This is a genomic window from Clostridium sp. (assembly GCF_050717545.1).
Lineage (GTDB): Bacteria > Bacillota > Clostridia > Clostridiales > Clostridiaceae > Clostridium_AD.
The window spans coordinates 133332-150790 of record NZ_JBOITN010000008.1 but is presented as its reverse complement, the minus strand read 5'-3'; the positions used below and the strand labels follow the sequence as shown (position 1 = coordinate 150790).

The 17459-nt window shown below is 32.4% G+C and carries 13 protein-coding genes and 1 riboswitch; of the genes, 6 read left to right on the top strand and 7 right to left on the bottom strand.

Annotated features, from left to right (window positions below):
• Positions 1 to 174: 174 nt before the first annotated feature.
• Both ACREVX_RS02010 and ACREVX_RS02005 read left to right on the top strand, forming a co-directional pair.
• Positions 175 to 1266, top strand: a complete 1092-nt coding sequence (locus tag ACREVX_RS02010; protein WP_431542418.1) for a tetratricopeptide repeat-containing glycosyltransferase — start codon at positions 175 to 177, stop codon at positions 1264 to 1266.
• Positions 1267 to 1692: 426 nt separating this feature from the next.
• Entirely contained in the window at positions 1693 to 2850 is a 1158-nt protein-coding gene (locus tag ACREVX_RS02005; protein WP_431542513.1) for a collagen-like domain-containing protein, read from the top strand.
• A gap of 209 nt (positions 2851 to 3059) precedes the next feature.
• On the opposite strand, the gene thrC is transcribed toward ACREVX_RS02005, so the two are convergent.
• Both thrC and ACREVX_RS01995 read right to left on the bottom strand, forming a co-directional pair.
• Positions 3060 to 4550 carry a threonine synthase gene (thrC, locus tag ACREVX_RS02000; protein ID WP_431542417.1) on the bottom strand — a complete coding sequence of 497 codons (1491 nt, stop codon included), beginning with the start codon at positions 4548 to 4550 and terminating at the stop codon, positions 3060 to 3062.
• A 29-nt stretch (positions 4551 to 4579) separates the two neighbouring features.
• A complete protein-coding gene (locus tag ACREVX_RS01995; protein ID WP_431542416.1) occupies positions 4580 to 5800 on the bottom strand; it encodes a cofactor-independent phosphoglycerate mutase in 1221 nt (406 codons plus the stop codon).
• Positions 5801 to 5955: 155 nt separating this feature from the next.
• A riboswitch (SAM riboswitch) is annotated at positions 5956 to 6065 on the bottom strand.
• A 171-nt stretch (positions 6066 to 6236) separates the two neighbouring features.
• On the opposite strand from ACREVX_RS01995, the gene ACREVX_RS01990 reads away from it, so the two are divergent.
• Positions 6237 to 6914, top strand: a complete 678-nt coding sequence (locus ACREVX_RS01990; RefSeq protein WP_431542415.1) for a vitamin B12 dependent-methionine synthase activation domain-containing protein — start codon at positions 6237 to 6239, stop codon at positions 6912 to 6914.
• A complete protein-coding gene (locus ACREVX_RS01985) occupies positions 6892 to 9261 on the top strand; it encodes a homocysteine S-methyltransferase family protein (RefSeq protein ID WP_431542414.1) in 2370 nt (789 codons plus the stop codon). The genes ACREVX_RS01990 and ACREVX_RS01985 overlap by 23 nt, the downstream gene beginning before the upstream one ends.
• A gap of 77 nt (positions 9262 to 9338) precedes the next feature.
• Here the strand turns inward: ACREVX_RS01985 and ACREVX_RS01980 are convergent, their stop codons facing one another.
• The 4 genes from ACREVX_RS01980 to ACREVX_RS01965 all read right to left on the bottom strand — a co-directional run bounded on the left by ACREVX_RS01980 (position 9339) and on the right by ACREVX_RS01965 (position 14272).
• Entirely contained in the window at positions 9339 to 10628 is a 1290-nt protein-coding gene (locus ACREVX_RS01980) for a homoserine dehydrogenase (RefSeq protein WP_431542413.1), read from the bottom strand.
• Between the two features lie 38 nt (positions 10629 to 10666).
• Positions 10667 to 11983, bottom strand: a complete 1317-nt coding sequence (locus ACREVX_RS01975) for an aspartate kinase (RefSeq protein WP_431542511.1) — start codon at positions 11981 to 11983, stop codon at positions 10667 to 10669.
• Positions 11984 to 12282: 299 nt separating this feature from the next.
• The gene (locus tag ACREVX_RS01970) at positions 12283 to 13023 is read right to left on the bottom strand and encodes an NYN domain-containing protein (protein WP_431542412.1); all 741 of its coding nucleotides are present in this window, start codon (positions 13021 to 13023) and stop codon (positions 12283 to 12285) included.
• Positions 13024 to 13129: 106 nt separating this feature from the next.
• Positions 13130 to 14272 carry an AI-2E family transporter gene (locus tag ACREVX_RS01965; RefSeq protein WP_431542411.1) on the bottom strand — a complete coding sequence of 381 codons (1143 nt, stop codon included), beginning with the start codon at positions 14270 to 14272 and terminating at the stop codon, positions 13130 to 13132.
• 299 nt (positions 14273 to 14571) lie between these two features.
• On the opposite strand from ACREVX_RS01965, the gene ACREVX_RS01960 reads away from it, so the two are divergent.
• On the top strand, positions 14572 to 15201 hold the full coding sequence (locus ACREVX_RS01960; RefSeq protein ID WP_431542410.1) for an ABC transporter ATP-binding protein: 630 nt from the start codon (positions 14572 to 14574) through the stop codon (positions 15199 to 15201).
• 2 nt (positions 15202 to 15203) lie between these two features.
• Positions 15204 to 15974 (top strand): ABC transporter permease, encoded by a 771-nt coding sequence (locus ACREVX_RS01955; protein ID WP_431542409.1) that lies wholly within the window; start codon positions 15204 to 15206, stop codon positions 15972 to 15974.
• A 45-nt stretch (positions 15975 to 16019) separates the two neighbouring features.
• Here ACREVX_RS01955 and gnd read toward each other — a convergent pair whose 3' ends face one another.
• Entirely contained in the window at positions 16020 to 17441 is a 1422-nt protein-coding gene (gnd, locus tag ACREVX_RS01950; protein WP_431542408.1) for an NADP-dependent phosphogluconate dehydrogenase, read from the bottom strand.
• Between the last annotated feature and the right edge of the window lie 18 nt (positions 17442 to 17459).

Below are 17459 nucleotides of genomic sequence, written 5' to 3'. Positions count from 1 at the left end.
ATATGTTAAAAAGAATAGAAACATAGAACACTGTGATTCTAAATTTATTTCACCTCCTATCAAAATATAGAAAATAACTTTGAGAATATACTATGTATAACTATGGAACCTCTAATCATTCATAATCATATAATAATATGCATGATGGCAATTGGTAAAATTGGAGGTCTTTATATGAGTAATAAATATAAAATTTGTGTATATGCAATTTGTAAAAATGAAGAGAAATTTGTTGATCGTTGGATGGATCATGTCAGTAACGCCGATATTGTAGTAGTTGTAGATACGGGCTCTACAGATAATACTATTAATAAACTTAAAGAAAGAGGAGCTATTGTTTATTCTATGAATATTAATCCTTTTAGGTTTGATTATTCTAGAAATGAATGTTTGAAATATATTCCAAGTGATATCGATATTTGCGTATCCTCGGATCTTGATGATGTTATTGAGGACGGCTGGAGAGAGCATTTAGAGAATGTATGGACTAGTGAAACTACAAGAGGATCATATCTATACAATTGGAGCCTAAATGAGGATGGTTCGCCCTCTGTGCAATATACCTGGTCAAGAATCCACGCAAGGCATGGATATAAATGGATCTACCCAACACATGAAATTTTAGAATATCAAGGTGTAGGCTTAGAGAAAGAAGTTTATATTACAGGTCTGGTTTATAATCATAAACCAGATGTTAGCAAAAATAGAAGTCTAAATCTTCCACTTCTAAAACTAGCTTTAAAAGAAAATCCTGATAGTAGTAGAAATCTATATTATCTAGGCCGCGAGTATATGTTTAATAGTAACTGGGATGATTGCATTTTAACTTTAAAAAAGTATTTAAAGTTACCAACATCAAATTGGGATGATGAAAGATGCTCGGCTATGAGGTTTATTGCGAAATCATATTATCAAAAAAAAGAAATATTAAAAGCCAAAAAATGGTTTCATAAAGCAGTAGGTGAATCTATTTCATTAAGAGAGCCCTATATAGACTTGTCCTTATTAGCTTACGATGAAAAGGATTGGATTAGTGTTTATTATTTTGCAAACGAGGCACTAAAAATCAAGGAAAAATCATTTTCTTTTGCAAACGATGCAAATGCTTGGGATTCTACTCCTTATGATTTAGCTGCTTTAGGCTGTTACAATTTGAATATGATAACTCGAGCAATAGAATTTTCAAAAGAAGCTATTAAGCTTTCTCCCACTAATGAAAGGTTATTAACTAATCATAAAATCTATTTATCTAGTCAACTAATATAATTATTTTACCTTATTTTTTAAAAGTATAGGTTATACTCTTAATCTATATTTTTAAAAATTATTGACTTTATATATATTTGAAATTTATTTGAAACTTGTATATATATATTTAACAAAATCAAATTATCTGCATACTATGTAAGGAAAGGTACAAGCATTATAAATATAAGGTACAAACTTCATAACTATAAAGTACAACCTCTTTTAAATAAAAATTTAAGAATTTCAAATATAAAAATATTCTTATTAAGGAAGGTGTCTATATTGAGTAAAAACAAATATTATTCTGACGAGGAAGACGGTTCTTATGATATTTTCGGCTATAAAAAGCAAGATTGTGATTATAAACATGATTGTTGTGACAAGCACGATTGCTGTGACAAACATGTTTGTTGTGATCCTTGCCATCCTTGCGAAGTAAAATGTATTGTTGGACCAACTGGTCCAAAGGGCCCTACTGGACCTACTGGACCTACTGGACCTACTGGACGAACTGGACCTGCTGGTCAAACGGGACCTACTGGCCCAACTGGAAGAACTGGACCTACTGGTCCTCAAGGTAACCAAGGTAACACTGGTGCAACCGGTCCTACTGGTCCTCAAGGCAACCAAGGTCCTCAAGGTAATACTGGTGCAACTGGACCTCAGGGTCCTCAAGGTAACCAAGGTCCTCAAGGTAACCAAGGTCCTCAAGGTAACCAAGGTAATACTGGTGCAACTGGCCCTACTGGTCCTCAAGGCAACCAAGGTCGCCAAGGCAATACTGGAGCTACTGGTGCAACTGGTCCCGCTGGCCCTCAAGGCAACCAAGGTCCTCAAGGAAATCAAGGCAATACTGGTGCAACTGGACCTCAGGGTCCTCAAGGCAACCAAGGTCCTCAAGGAAATCAAGGTCCTCAAGGTAACACTGGAGCCACTGGTGCAACTGGCCCTACTGGCCCTCAAGGCAACCAAGGTCCTCAAGGAAATCAAGGCAATACTGGTGCAACTGGACCTCAGGGTCCTCAAGGTAACCAAGGTAATACTGGCGCAACTGGCCCTACTGGCCCTCAAGGCAACCAAGGTCCACAAGGTAACCAAGGTAACACTGGTGCAACTGGTCCCGCTGGCCCTCAAGGCAACCAAGGTCCTCAAGGTAACCAAGGTAATACTGGCGCAACTGGTCCAAGTTTTAATTCCTATGCAAATGGTATTATAACAACACAAAAAGTATCAATTCCAGTTGGAGGCACTATCATTTATGATAATGTGGCCATTGTAGGAACTGATTTAAGTTATAATTCAGCAACAGGTATATTTACAGTTAATACAACAGGTGTTTATGTAATTGACTGGAAACTTTCTGTAACTCCAAATCCTGGAACTGTTTCTATAGAAGTTGATTTAGTATCATCCCTACGTGGCACTATTGCCGGTATATCTATTACAGCAACAAATCCACTAATAACTGGTTCTAATAGAATTTATGCCGCAACAGCAGGAGAAACTTTCAGATTTGTTAACAATTCAGATGGTCCTATTAGTATAGTATTGGTAGGTCTAGCAGGCCCTATTGGAACAGTATCTGTTTTTAGAATAGTTTAAGTCATTTAGTTAGCTTTTAATATAATTTATTTAAATTTTAATAATAAAATATTAAACAATCTCATTACCCTAAAAGGCTGCCTGTCGAGGCAGCCTTTTTTCATAAGCAAAATACATAAAGTTCACATATTAATTTGATAGTGATGCTACAATTTCTACACTTTTATGTGTAATAAATGCTAGTGTTGCCGCATACTAACTCCTATTATTTATATGTTAAGAATCTTTTCAATTTGCTTTTGCATCTCATCTTTTTTGCACACAGTTTTGTGAAGCACAGGTCTTGTTTCTAAATCCCTTATTCCTGCTGGAATATCTCCCTTTGTTATTTTGCTAAGTTTCTTTATTAGCTCAAAGTCATTTAATCCAATATATTTTGCATCTATTGATTTCATAACATCTGGAGTAAATTTATACGGACTTGCTGTAGACACAATAACTGTTTTGGTAGTATCTTTTGTTTGTTTCAAATATTTTTGATAAACTGCATAAGAAACTGCAGTATGAGTATCAATTACATAATTAGTATCTTTATAAACCTCAGTTATTGCACCTGCAGTCTCATCCTCACTTGCGTATCCTCCAAAAAAGTCTGCAAGTTCTTCTTTCATCTTATCATCAATCTCATATTTACCATCTTTTTTAAGCTTATCCATAAGATCTTTTATCTTGCTAGAATCTTCTCCACTTATGGCATATAAGAGCCTTTCAAGATTACTTGAAATTAATATATCCATTGAAGGAGACATTGTTATTACAAAATCCCTTAGTCTATCATATGTACCTGTATTTATAAAATCGAATAAAACTTTATTTTCATTTGAAGCACATATCAACTTTTTAATTGGTAATCCCATCTTTTTAGCATAATATCCTGCTAATATGTTGCCAAAATTTCCAGTAGGCACACAGAAATTTATCTCCTGACCTACTTCAATCTCTCCATTATTACACATTTGATTATATGCATAAAAATAATATACAACCTGAGGTATTAACCTTCCTATATTTATAGAATTAGCAGATGAGAACATTTTATTATTTTTCTGTAGAGACTTAAGAAGATTTTCATCAGTAAGCATCTGTTTAACTCCATTTTGTGCATCATCAAAATTCCCTTCAATCCCTATTACAAACGTGTTATCTCCTGCTTGAGTTAACATCTGACTTTTTTGAATTGCGCTAACTCCCTCTTGTGGAAAAAATACAATTATCTTTGTTCCTGGCACATTTGCAAACCCTTCAAGGGCTGCTTTTCCAGTATCGCCAGAAGTTGCAGTAAGAATAACCATTTCTTTTTCAATGTTAAGTTTTTTCACTGCATTTTTTAATAAATATGGCAATATTGATAGTGCCATATCTTTAAATGCTAGTGTAGGGCCATGATATAACTCTAAAAAATATGATTGTCCATGTTTTGTAAGTGGAGCTATAATATCAGTATCAAACTTTTCATCGTAAGCCTTATCTATGGACTCTAATAAATCTTTTTCCTCATAATCAGTCAAAAACTCACTCATTATAGTATACGCTAATTCCTTATAATTCATTTTTCTTAATTCTTCAAGTCCTATAGTTAACTTAGGAACCTGCGTTGGTACAAAAAGACCTCCATCATCGCTTAGTCCCCTTGCAATAGCTTCTGCTGATTTTACTAGTTTTTCATTCCCTCTTGTGCTTTTATAATATACTTGCTTCATAATATTACCCTCCTAATTATATAGCCCTTTTATATAGTTCCTTTTACAAAATAGTCCATTAACTTATATCCTTCTGGGAAATATAGTCCAGTCTCACTTGCCGAAAATTCATTATATCTTTCGAATGCATTGTCTTTTTCATCATTACTTTGATATATTAAAAAGGGAACTGGCTCACTTGTATGCGTTCTAAGTGAAAGAGGCGTTGGATGATCAGGAAGTATTATCATTTTATAATCCTCACCTATTCTATCCATTTCATCTTTAATAACCTTAACTATTTGGTTATCTATAAATTCTATAGCTTTATATTTATTTTCTATTTCATATCTATGACCACACTCATCAGGAGCCTCAACATGAATATAAACAAAATCATTACCTTTTACCATTTCACTAAGAGCTGCCTTTGCTTTACCTATAAAATTAGTATGAATGTTTCCAGTGGCGCCTTCTACATCAATAACATCCATTCCTGCACACATACCTATGCCTTTTATTAAATCAACAGCAGAAATTACTGAACCTTTTAAATTATACTTTTCATAAAAGCTAGATAAAAGTGGTTTCTTTCCTTCACCCCAAACCCAGATTGAGTTGGCTGGTTTAAGTCCTCTTTCAACTCTTTTTTTATTTATCTCATGTTCTGATAAAAACTTGAAGCTTTTCTTCGTCATCTCTTCAATTATTTCACTACCCGGTCCTTTAGGCATATAATCTTTTACCTTTTGACCTAATATATCATGTGGTGGTGTAAGTTTCCACTCATATGGTCCATTATCCCATATAATAAGGTGCCTATAACTAATGCCAGGGTAAAATTTTATCTCCTGAGTGCCGCCTAAATACTCTCCTAATGCTTTAATTAATACCCCTGCCTCATCTGTTGTTATTTCATCAGAACTATGATCAATCATAGTTTTCTCCTCATATGGCATATCCCCGGACACTGTTACCAAATTACATCTAAATGTTATGTCTGTATCTTTCATAGGAACTCCCATACTTGCAGCTTCAAAAGGTGATCGTCCACTATAATACACAAATGGGTCATACCCAAAAACAGCCATGTTTGCTGTATCACTTCCTGCTGGCATGCCTTGAGGTACAGTTTTAACCATGCCTAAGGTTCCACGCTTTGCCATGTAATCCATAGTAGGCGTACTAGCATATTGAAGCGGTGTTTTGCCTGCAAGCTCCTTCACAGGATAATCTGCCATCCCATCCCCTAATACTACAATATATTTCATATTAACACTCCTTCTGGTGATTTTTATTATCTAAAATCTTTATAAATATTATAATTTCATTGTTCTTTACCATATTACTCCTAATTTGCATATAACAAAAACTGCTTTCAGTTAAGAAAGCAGTTTTCCATATTACTATCCGTAAAAAACTGATTTTCTTATTACTCAGAACTAAGTTCTGCAGGAATTGACACCGCTGCATTCAAAAATGAATATCGGTTGTCGGGTTTCATAGGGCCAGTCCCTCCACCTCTCTAAATAAGAAATTTATTAAATTTTTGTTTGTTTTTTATTTTAACTCATATAGAATTAAATGTCAATACAAACATATACTTTACGACTAATTTTAAGATATTTATAATTTATTAAATAAATATAATATTTGCAATTATTATATTTATACTTTATTCTAATATAAAACTGATTGGAGGCTACTATGGAAATTGATAAAAAAGAAGTATTAAGATATTTAGGTTATAAAAACCAAATCATGGATGAAAAAATGATGAATTTAGTAAGTGAATGTTGCGCTGAAATTATAGATATATCTAAAGAACGTTCTGTATATGAAATTTTTGATATTGAAACAAAAGATGATAAAATATTACTTACTGGTAGCACTCTTGCACTAAAAGACAACGATATAAAAAATTTTCTTGCAAGCTCTAAAAAATGTGTTGTTATGGCTGCAACGCTAGGTTCAACAGTAGATAGTAAAATAGCATATTACTCAAGATTTAACATTACAAAAGGTGTAATTATGGATGCCTGTGCAAGCACCGCAATAGAATATGTTTGTGATCAACTTCAAGATGAGATTGAGAAAAATGCATTGATAGATAACTTATATATCACAACTAGATATAGCCCAGGCTATGGAGACTTTTCAATTGATAATGGGAAAGATATATTAAATGTTTTAGATGCTTATAAAAAAATAGGCCTATCTATTACTGAAAATAATATAATGTTACCAAGAAAATCGGTAACCGCACTTATAGGACTTAGTAAATATAAAAGTTCAAAACAGCATGCAGGTTGCGAAAGTTGCAAAAATGTAGGTTGTGAATTCAGAAAGGACGGGGGATATTGTGTACAAAAAAATAAATTTTAATAATTTTCTATTATTTGACGGTGCAATGGGAACTATGCTCCACAAATATGGAATTCAAAGAGGTGAATTGCCAGAAAGCTACAATGTACTTCACCCTGAGACCATTGAAAAAATACACAAAGAATACTTAGATGCTGGATGCGACGTTATAACTACTAATACATTTGGTGCAAATAAATATAAGCTTAAAAATACACAATATACTGTTGAACAAATTGTTGATAGCGCTGTTAAAATTGCAAAAAAAGTTGCTGGGGATAAACTTGTTGCACTTGATATTGGACCTATTGGTCAGTTAATGGAGCCACTTGGAACTTTATCATTTGAGAGTGCCTATGAGGTTTTTACGCAGCAGATCAAAATAGGGGCAAGAGCCGGCGCGGACATAATCCTAATTGAGACAATGTCGGATATCTATGAAGCTAAGGCTGCTATTCTAGCTGCAAAGGAAAACAGCAACCTACCAGTAATTTGTACAATGTCATACCAGGATGATGGGAGAACCTTAACAGGTACTGACCCGATAACTATGGTAAATGTACTTCAAAGTCTAGGAATAGATGCACTTGGAGTAAATTGTTCTCTAGGTCCAAATGAAATGCTTCCAATAATTACAGAAATACTTAAATATTCAAGTATCCCAGTTATAGTTCAACCCAATGCAGGCCTTCCTAAACTTAGTGGCACAGAAGCAGTCTACGATGTTTGCGCACATGAATTTGCACAGTATGCAAAAATCATGGCCGAAATGGGCGTTAGTATTTTAGGTGGATGTTGTGGAACCACTAGCGATCACATAAAAGCTATAAAGGATGTACTTTACGATTTATCACCTTTAAAACGCAACGTTAAAAAATTTACAGCAGTTAGTTCCCCTTCTTTAACAATATTACTTGGAGAAGAAGTGAAAATTATTGGTGAGAGAATAAATCCTACCGGTAAGAAAAAACTTAAAGAGGCATTAAAAAATAACAATATTGACTATATACTGCAAGAAGCCATTAATCAAAGAGATGCAGGAGCACATATACTAGATGTAAATGTTGGTCTTCCTGAAATTGATGAACAAGAAGTTATGATAAGGGTTATAAAAGAACTTCAAAGCATTATAAATCTACCGCTTCAAATTGATAGCGTCCGTCCTGATGTTATTGAATCAGCAGTTAGGATATACAATGGGAAACCCCTAATTAATTCTGTTAATGGTAAAGATGAAGTAATGGATTCCATATTTCCCATAGTAAAAAAGTATGGCACATGTGTAATAGGACTAACCATTGATGAGGATGGGATTCCTCCAACGGCAGAAGGTCGACTTAAAGTTGCAGAAAAAATCATAAAAAGGGCAGCTGAGTTTGGAATAGATAAATCTGATATTATAATAGATTGTCTTGTTTTAACTGCATCAGCTCAACAAAGTGAGGTTAAAGAAACTATAAGGGCTGTCCAGCTTGTTAAGAATACATTAGGTGTCAAAACTACTCTAGGAGTAAGCAATGTATCTTTTGGTTTGCCGCAAAGAGGATTATTAAATAGAACGTTTCTTGCCGCAGCCTTAACAGTCGGTCTTGATGCACCAATACTCAATCCACTATCTGAGGATATGATGACCACAATTAATGCATTTAATGTTTTATGGAATAACGATATTGCTTCAACAAAATATATAAATATTTATTCATCATTTGAAGGTAAATCCGTCACACATAATCCTTCTACAACTAAAGATTTAAGCACCATTATTATTGATGGTATGAAGGAAGAAGCCTCAAAAACAACAAAAGAACTTTTAAAAACAATGCCAGCAATGGAAGTTGTAAATACCTACTTAATCCCATCACTTGATATCGTAGGCAAAAAATATGAAACTGGCGAAATATTTCTTCCTCAGTTATTACAATCTGCTGAAACGGTAAAAAAATCATTTGAAGTAATCAAAGAAAAAATGATGGAAAGTACAGACAAAAAAATAAGTAAAGGCAGCATTGTGCTTGCAACTGTTAGAGGCGACATTCACGATATAGGTAAAAATATAGTTAAAATATTACTCGAAAATTATGGTTTTGATGTAATCGACCTAGGAAAAGATGTACATGAGGATGTCATCGTTAACGCTGTTCGCTCTGGCAACATTAAATTAGTTGGTTTAAGTGCACTTATGACTACAACCGTGAGAAGCATGGGAGAAACTATAAAAGCCCTTAAAGACAATAATTTGGATTGCACAATTCTTGTTGGAGGAGCAGTTTTAAATGAAGAGTATGCAAAAATGATAGGTGCAGATTATTATGCTAAAGATGCGACTCAAACTGTTAAATTCGCAAGAAAATTATTTGATTGTGAATAAATAAAAAAAGTATATATTACGAATTTATACGTAATATATACTTTTTTTTGAGTAAAAATATCTATTGTATTATATTCTTATTTGAAAGATTCTATTCTTATTACGCTTTCTACTTCGTTAACATTGTCTAGTTTTTTTATTTTTTCAAGTGATTTTCTTATATTTTTTTCTGCGCTTTTATGTGTAATAAATGCCAATAATACATATTCTTTATGCACTACATCTTGAGTAAGAGATGTAATACTAACATTATTGCTTCCAAATATTGCAGCTGCATCTCCTAAAACTCCTGCTCTGTCTTTAACGTTAAGTCTGATATAAAATTCTGATTCATTTTCATCTGATTTTTTTATTTCTTTAAAATCTTTTTTGTCATCTATATCTTTTAATTCAGAAGGTTTCACATTGTTCCTTAATATAGATATTATATCGCCCACAACTGCACTTCCAGTTGGCATATCTCCTGCACCTTGTCCGTATAGCATTAGCTCTCCAACCGCATTCCCTTTTATTAAAATCGCATTAAATGCATCATTTACATTTGCCATTGGGTGGGTTGATGGTATTAATGTTGGATGCACTCTTAACTCTAACTTATTATTTTCTTCTTTTGCTATTGCCAATAGTTTTATTGTATATCCAAATTGTTTAGCATATTCTATATCAACATCACTAATATTTCTTATTCCTTCCCTATAGATGCAGTCATGATCAACTTTAGTGCCATAAGCGAGTGATGCCATTATAGCAAGCTTATATACAGCATCATATCCATCTACATCAGATGTTGGATCTGCTTCAGCATAACCTTTGTCTTGAGCCTCCTTAAGCGCATCGTCAAAGCTTAGGCCTTCTGTTGTCATTTTACTTAATATATAATTAGTTGTTCCATTTATAATGCCTATTATATCCTCTATTCTATTTGCTGTAAGACTTTCGTTAATTTCTCGTATTATTGGTATTCCGCCAGCCACACTTGCTTCATAATAAAATAACACACTTTCCTCTTCTGCTACCCTAAATAACTCTTCACTCCAGTTTGCAATAACCAATTTATTAGCAGTTACAATATGTTTTTTAGCTTTCATTGAGCGTATCATATACTCCTTAGCAACATCACGTCCGCCAATAAGTTCAACAACAATTTTTATGCTCTTGTCATTTATAATATCATCAATATTATCTGTTAGAATTCCCACAGGTAGTTCAATATCCCTTTTCTTATTTATATCATTTACTAATATTTTAGCTACCTCTATATCATAACTTGAGCGTTTCATTATTTCTTTTTTATTTTCTTGTAATATTTTCCACACTCCTGTACCAACATTTCCAAACCCTAAAATCGCTATTTTCACCTTTTCCATATTTATTTCTCCTTTCTAAATCCTAAATTTATTATAACTTATTTTTCGAATACTTTATACACTGCTCTTATTGCATCTTCAAAATCATCGTTTTCTACTCCAATAATAATGCTTAATTCACTTGAACCCTGATTAATCATTCTAATATTTATATCCTCTTTTGATAATGCGGCAAATACTTTAGCAGATATCCCCTTTGTTCTTATAATACCTTCTCCAACAACTGCTATAAGCGCCATATTAGGGTGCGTTATCAATGAATCTGGTTTGCATTGGTCTTCAATTTCTTCTAATATTTTGTCTACCTTATTCTCTAGTTCTAAATCATCAATTACTAGTGATATTGAATCAATTCCAGATGGTATATGTTCAAAAGATACATTATTACTCTCAAGAATTGAAAGAATCCTTCGACAATATCCTATCTCCTTGTTCATTAGTGTCTTTTCTATTGCTAAAACTGTAAAATCTTTTTTTCCTGCTATTCCTGTAATATTTCCAGGTTTAACCTCTGACTTGTTATTTAAAATAAATGTTCCCTTGCATTTCGGGTCATTAGTGTTTTTTATGTTTATTGGGATGCCATCCTTTTTAACAGGGAAAATTGCCTCTTCGTGAAAAACATTTGCACCCATATATGAAAGTTCCCTAAGTTCTTTATAGGTTACTTCCTTAATAGGCTTAGGACTTGCTACAATTCTTGGATCCGCCATTAAGAATCCCGACACATCTGTCCAGTTCTCATAAACCGATGCGCCTACTCCTCTAGCAATTATTGCACCAGTAATGTCGGAGCCACCTCTTGAAAATGTTTTTATTATACCATTTCTATAAGCACCATAAAACCCCGGTATTACAGCTTTTGGAACCTTTGATAATCTACTCTTTATAGCATCATAAGTTGCCACTTCATCAAAACTTCCACTTCTCTTAAAAACAATGATTTCAGCAGCATCTATGAATTCATATCCCAAATATTCGGCAAGTATTAAACCATTTAAATATTCTCCTCTACTTGCTACAAAATCCTCTGAAACTCCCTTAATTATCTCCGCCTTAAGCTCTCTTAGATATTTTGATATATCTATAGAAAGCTTTAACTCGCTACATAAAAGAGTGTACCTTTCTTCAATTAATATTAATAATTCATCAAATGGAAGAGATTTTTTTGCATGTTGATGACATAGATATAAAAGGTCAGTGATTTTATAATCACTTGAACTCCTCTTACCTGGAGCTGATGGCACAACATAACATCTCCGAGAATCTGATAAAACAATATCTTTTACTTTCTTAAATTGATCGCTATTACATAAAGAACTTCCACCAAACTTTGCGACTATAACTTCCATAATTTCCCCCCTCGTATATACTACTATTTTCTACTTTCATATATTATAGTATAAATTTTGCTAATTATCAAAATTTTTTACTAAATTAACGAAAAATAAATAATATTGCAAGTATATTGCCAAATAAAAGTCATTTGTTTGATATTTAACAAATGCTACACACCTTCTTCATTGTTTTGACATATTTGTATGTTATCATTAATTTATAGTATTGTAGATTAGTAGATTAAAGTGAAGTCCCCCTTTACTTTAATAATAAAAGGTTGTGAATTAATAATTCACAACCTTTTCGTTCGTTTAAATTATAATTTATTTCTAATATATTTAAGCGTTATACTTGGATTCCTTGTTTTGGTTGATCTTATCTCAAATTGATTAAGCGATGCTACAAAAGGTGTAAGTTTTATATACCCATAATTTCTAGTATCAAAATCAGGATACCTCTTGTTAAGAGTACTACCTAATTCACCTAAAAACGCCCATCCATCTTCATCTGAAATTTCAGTAATAATAATTTTAATTGCCTCCACTAATTTAGCCGAACTTAACATCCCACCCTTTAACTCTGCTCCTCTATTAGTAGTTGCTTCATTTAGTATTGGAGCCATCGACGCCAATACTTCCAGATATTTAAACTTCTCACAAGCTGCAATAAATGGAGACGGAGTTTTCTTTTCTCCCATACCAATAACATACATACCAGCTTCTCTTAGGCGTGCTGCTAGTTTAGTAAAATCACTATCACTAGACACAATACAAAATCCATCAACATTATTTGAATAAAGTATATCCATAGCATCTATTATAAGTGCAGCATCAGTAGAATTTTTACCTGTTGTATAATTATATTGTTGTATTGGACTAATAGAATAATTGAGTAATACATTTTTCCATGAAGCTAGTTGAGGTTTAGTCCAATCACCATAAATTCTTTTATAAGTAGGTGTGCCATGATTTGAAATTTCATCAATTATATACTTTATATACTTATCGGATACATTGTCAGCATCAATTAAAACCGCAATCCTCATATCTTTTTCCATTGTTTTCTCCTTCACATTTTAATCTCTTTAAAATACTACAGTATAGTCTTCTACAAAATTCTAAATATTCCTTCTTTGTTTATGAAAATTACTCGTTAGAATGTTGTTAAGTACGTTTTGTTATAATCTTCATTAAGAAAAGTTTTATTATACCTGCAATAGGTACAGATAAAAGCATTCCAAGTATACCTGCTAAACTACCACCAATAGTTATTGCCATAATTACAAAAATCGGATGGAGTCCCATGCTATCCCCTACAACTTTCGGTGATATAACAGCGCTATCAAGTTGTTGAACAGCAAGAAGCACTAGTACTGCCCATAAAGCAATAATAGGATTTGGGCTAAGAATACCCACAATAACCGCTGGAACACATCCAATTATTGGACCAACATAAGGTATAATATTTGCAATTCCAGCAGTAAACCCAATAAGAATAGCAAAATCAATCCCTATAATTGATAGTCCAATACTACTAATTAGTCCAACTATCAAACCATCAAGCAATTGTCCTCTTATGAAATTTGATACAACACAATTAATTTCATGGACAGTTTTATTTATACTCTTAAATTTACTTTCTTTCATTATTAGGCTAACATTATTTAAATATAGCTTTTTAAAAAAATCATAATCCTTTAATAGATAAAAAGAAATAAATAATCCTATGAAGCTATTTACAATTCCATTGCCTATCCCCGCAAATAGATTTATTATGCTATTTATTGAAACTGATAAATAAGAGTATACCTGCTGTATAGCTTGTGATAAATAGCCTTTTAGATCAATAGATAATCCACTATCAGTTATTTTTTTATTAATATAATCAAATAACTCATTATAGCGTTTTACATAATCACTAATAGTTGCAAACATAACTGATAGGGTTTCATTACTGCTAATTTGTCCACCAATCATTGCATAAATACTGTAAATAAGTATAATAAATAATAAAATCACTGATAAATATGTTAGTATTATGCTAATTAAATGCGTCTTGTATTTAAGTTTTAAAGAATTATCAAGAAACTTATTTATAATCTTTGATAATGGATATAATAGGTACGCAATTATACTTCCAATAATAAGTGGAGAAATAATTGAAAATACTCCTTTTATTATAGCAATAATACTATTTAGAAATACTTTAAAATTAAAGACTACGTTATAACTTATAAAAATTAATGTCGCCGCAAGGGTCACATATAATACATACTTAACATATTTTCTATCTAATCTATTTTCCATCCTTCATCCTCCTAACAATTAAACAAAATATATAGCTGATTTAGTTCCTAAAAATTCTATTAAATGCCTTGCTTTAATAATATATCTTTATATAGTGTCACCTGACCTAATAGTATTATACTATTATTTTCTATTTTCAACTACCTAATTTTCTAAATTTCTCGTCATATCCTGGAATATATATCTCTATCTCTTAATATAAAATAAAGACATAGAATGTTATAATGGACATATAGGAAATAAATGTAGGATATCCTTGGCGATTATTGTATAAAAATATGAATAAAGAAGGAATTATAATGGGTGAATTATTATTTAAAGCGAGTAATGTTAAATACAAAACAAATCTTATTTATAATGATGTAAAGATTAAACAAGGTAAAGTTAATTTTATTGTTGGAGAAAGCGGTTCTGGTAAAAGTACTTTTTTAAAATTATTAAATCGCTCTATAAATCCAATATCCGGAACATTATCATATAAAGGCTTACCTCTAGATGAATATGACCCCATCTCTCTTAGGCGTGAAGTAAGTCTAGTTTCTCAGGAGGTTTTCCTTTTTGATGAGAGTATAACCGACAATTTTAAAACCTTTTATTCATTGAGACAAAAACCAATCCCTGATGAAGAATATATCACGAATATTACAAAGCTTTGCTGCGTAAATGTTCCGCTTTGCCAAATTGCATCCACGCTTTCTGGCGGAGAACGTCAAAGAGTTTATATCGCAATTTTTTTATCAATGTGCCCAAATGTTATAATGCTTGATGAACCAACCTCAGCACTGGATGAAACAAACAGCCATAAAATGATGATAAACATAACAAATTTCTGCAAAACTAAAGATATTGACCTTGTAATTGTAAGTCACAATAAAACTATTATTGATGAGTTTTGTGAACATAAAATCGAAATAGTTAAGGAGGTATGAATATGGAAGGCGCAGTAGAGCTGAGTATTTTGCAGTTTTCACTTATTTATTTACTTTTAATTATAGTACTTATAATTCTAAAAAAATCAAAGGTTAATCAATCAAAACTTCTTTTAGTTGCAAGTTTAAGAATGACAGTTCAACTTGTAATTGTTGGTTACATACTTCAATATATATTTGGTAATCCAAACCCAATATTAACTATAATTTTTTTAATACTTATGATAACATTTTCTATTCATAGAGTAATTACAAGTAGGCGAGACTTAAACCCTAAATTCAAAATAGCAATAGGTGTTTCTTTAACCTTTTCAGGGCTTTTTGTTCTAATCTTCTTTGTCACTGTAGTTGTTGGGAAATCTATATTTAACCCTCAGTATACTATACCCTTAGCTGGTATGATTATTGGTAACGCTATGACGGGTGTAACTATTGCAATAAAAACCTTTATGGATGACATAGGCAAAGAAAAAAATAAAATTAATACTTTACTCAATTTAGGTGTGGAGCCTAAAGATATTCTAAAACCTTTTGCTAATAATGCTTTAGAAACTGCCTTAATCCCTACGATGAATTCCATGCTAGGAATGGGAATAATCTTTTTACCTGGAATGATGACAGGTCAAATGTTATCTGGAACATTACCTACCACCGCAATTATGTACCAAATAGCCATTATGATTGCAATTTGTACTTCTGTTTGTATAACAGTTTTTTTATCTCTAAACTTAGGATATAAATCATTGTATAATGTTAAAAAACAGTTCTTATAAATAAAACCTGCAACTTAAAATATAAGTTGCAGGTTTCATTGTTTACTATTTTCTCTTATTCTCATTTACCCAATCATGATGAAATATTCCTTCTTTATCAACTCTTTCAAATGTATGAGCACCAAAATAATCTCTTTGCGCTTGAAGTAAATTAGCTGGAAGATTTGCAGTTCTATAACTATCATAATACATTAGAGCACTTGAAAATCCAGGTACTGGTACACCTAAATTTATAGCTGTAGATACAACTTGCCTCCAGTCTTTTTGATAACTATTAATAATTTTATTAAAATATGAATCTAACATTAGATTTTTAAGATCATCATCATTTTCATAAGCTTCGTTTATTTTATTAAGAAATTGTGCGCGAATTATGCACCCACCTCTAAATATTTTAGCAATTTCACCGTATTTGAGATCCCAATGATACTCTGCTGATGCAGCTTTCATAAGTGCAAATCCCTGCGCATATGAACATATTTTACTTGTGTAAAGAGCTCTTCTTACTGATTCTATAAACTCATCTATATCCCCATTAAATTTAGATTCTGGGCCTTTAAGTTTGGAGCTTGCTATCACTCGTTCATCCTTTATTGCAGACAAACAACGTGCAAAAACAGCCTCTGTTATTGTTGGTATTGGAACTGCTAAATCCAATGCACTTTGACTAGTCCATTTTCCTGTTCCCTTTTGCCCCGCTTTATCAAGAATAACATCAACCATATATTCTCCAGTTTCAGGATCTTTTTGAGCAAATATTTCACTTGTTATTTCTATTAAATAGCTATTAAGCTCACCCTTATTCCAATTTTTAAAGATATCATGGATTTTATCATTAGAGAGACCTAAAACGCTCTTTAAAAGTGCATACGCCTCACATATAAGCTGCATATCTCCATACTCTATACCATTATGAACCATCTTTACGTAATGGCCTGCACCATTTTCCCCAATATAAGTACAACACGGCTGCCCATCTACTTTTGCTGCTATCGCTATAAGTATAGGTTCAACTAACTTATATGCTTCAATCTCTCCACCTGGCATAATTGCTGGTCCTTTTAACGCACCTTCTTCTCCCCCTGAAACTCCTGCACCTATGAATTTAAACCCCAAGTCTTGAAGCTTTTTGCTTCTACGCACAGTATCCATAAAAAATGAGTTACCACCATCAATTACTATGTCACCCTTTGATAGATATGGTATTAATTTATCTATAGTTTCATCAACAGGTGCACCTGCTTTAATCATAATTAATATTTTCCTTGGAATTTCAAGAGAATTCACAAATTCCTCTATAGAATATGTGCCCTTAATATTTCTTCCTTTTGCCTCTATTAATAGATCATCTACTACATTTTTATTCCTTGAATACACCGAAACAGATACTGCATGGCTTTCAACATTAAAAGCTAGATTTTTGCCCATGACGCCAACGCCTAAAACTCCAAATTGCTGTTTATTCATATATATAATCCTCCTCAA

Coding starts and splice junctions, on each gene's coding strand:
- ACREVX_RS02010 (WP_431542418.1), top strand. CDS start 175: ATGAGTAATAAATATAAAATTTGTGTATATGCAATTTGTAAAAATGAA.
- thrC (WP_431542417.1), bottom strand. CDS start 4,550: ATGAAGCAAGTATATTATAAAAGCACAAGAGGGAATGAAAAACTAGTA.
- ACREVX_RS01995 (WP_431542416.1), bottom strand. CDS start 5,800: ATGAAATATATTGTAGTATTAGGGGATGGGATGGCAGATTATCCTGTG.
- ACREVX_RS01990 (WP_431542415.1), top strand. CDS start 6,237: ATGGAAATTGATAAAAAAGAAGTATTAAGATATTTAGGTTATAAAAAC.
- ACREVX_RS01980 (WP_431542413.1), bottom strand. CDS start 10,628: ATGGAAAAGGTGAAAATAGCGATTTTAGGGTTTGGAAATGTTGGTACA.
- ACREVX_RS01970 (WP_431542412.1), bottom strand. CDS start 13,023: ATGGAAAAAGATATGAGGATTGCGGTTTTAATTGATGCTGACAATGTA.
- ACREVX_RS01965 (WP_431542411.1), bottom strand. CDS start 14,272: ATGGAAAATAGATTAGATAGAAAATATGTTAAGTATGTATTATATGTG.
- ACREVX_RS01960 (WP_431542410.1), top strand. CDS start 14,572: ATGGGTGAATTATTATTTAAAGCGAGTAATGTTAAATACAAAACAAAT.
- ACREVX_RS01955 (WP_431542409.1), top strand. CDS start 15,204: ATGGAAGGCGCAGTAGAGCTGAGTATTTTGCAGTTTTCACTTATTTAT.
- gnd (WP_431542408.1), bottom strand. CDS start 17,441: ATGAATAAACAGCAATTTGGAGTTTTAGGCGTTGGCGTCATGGGCAAA.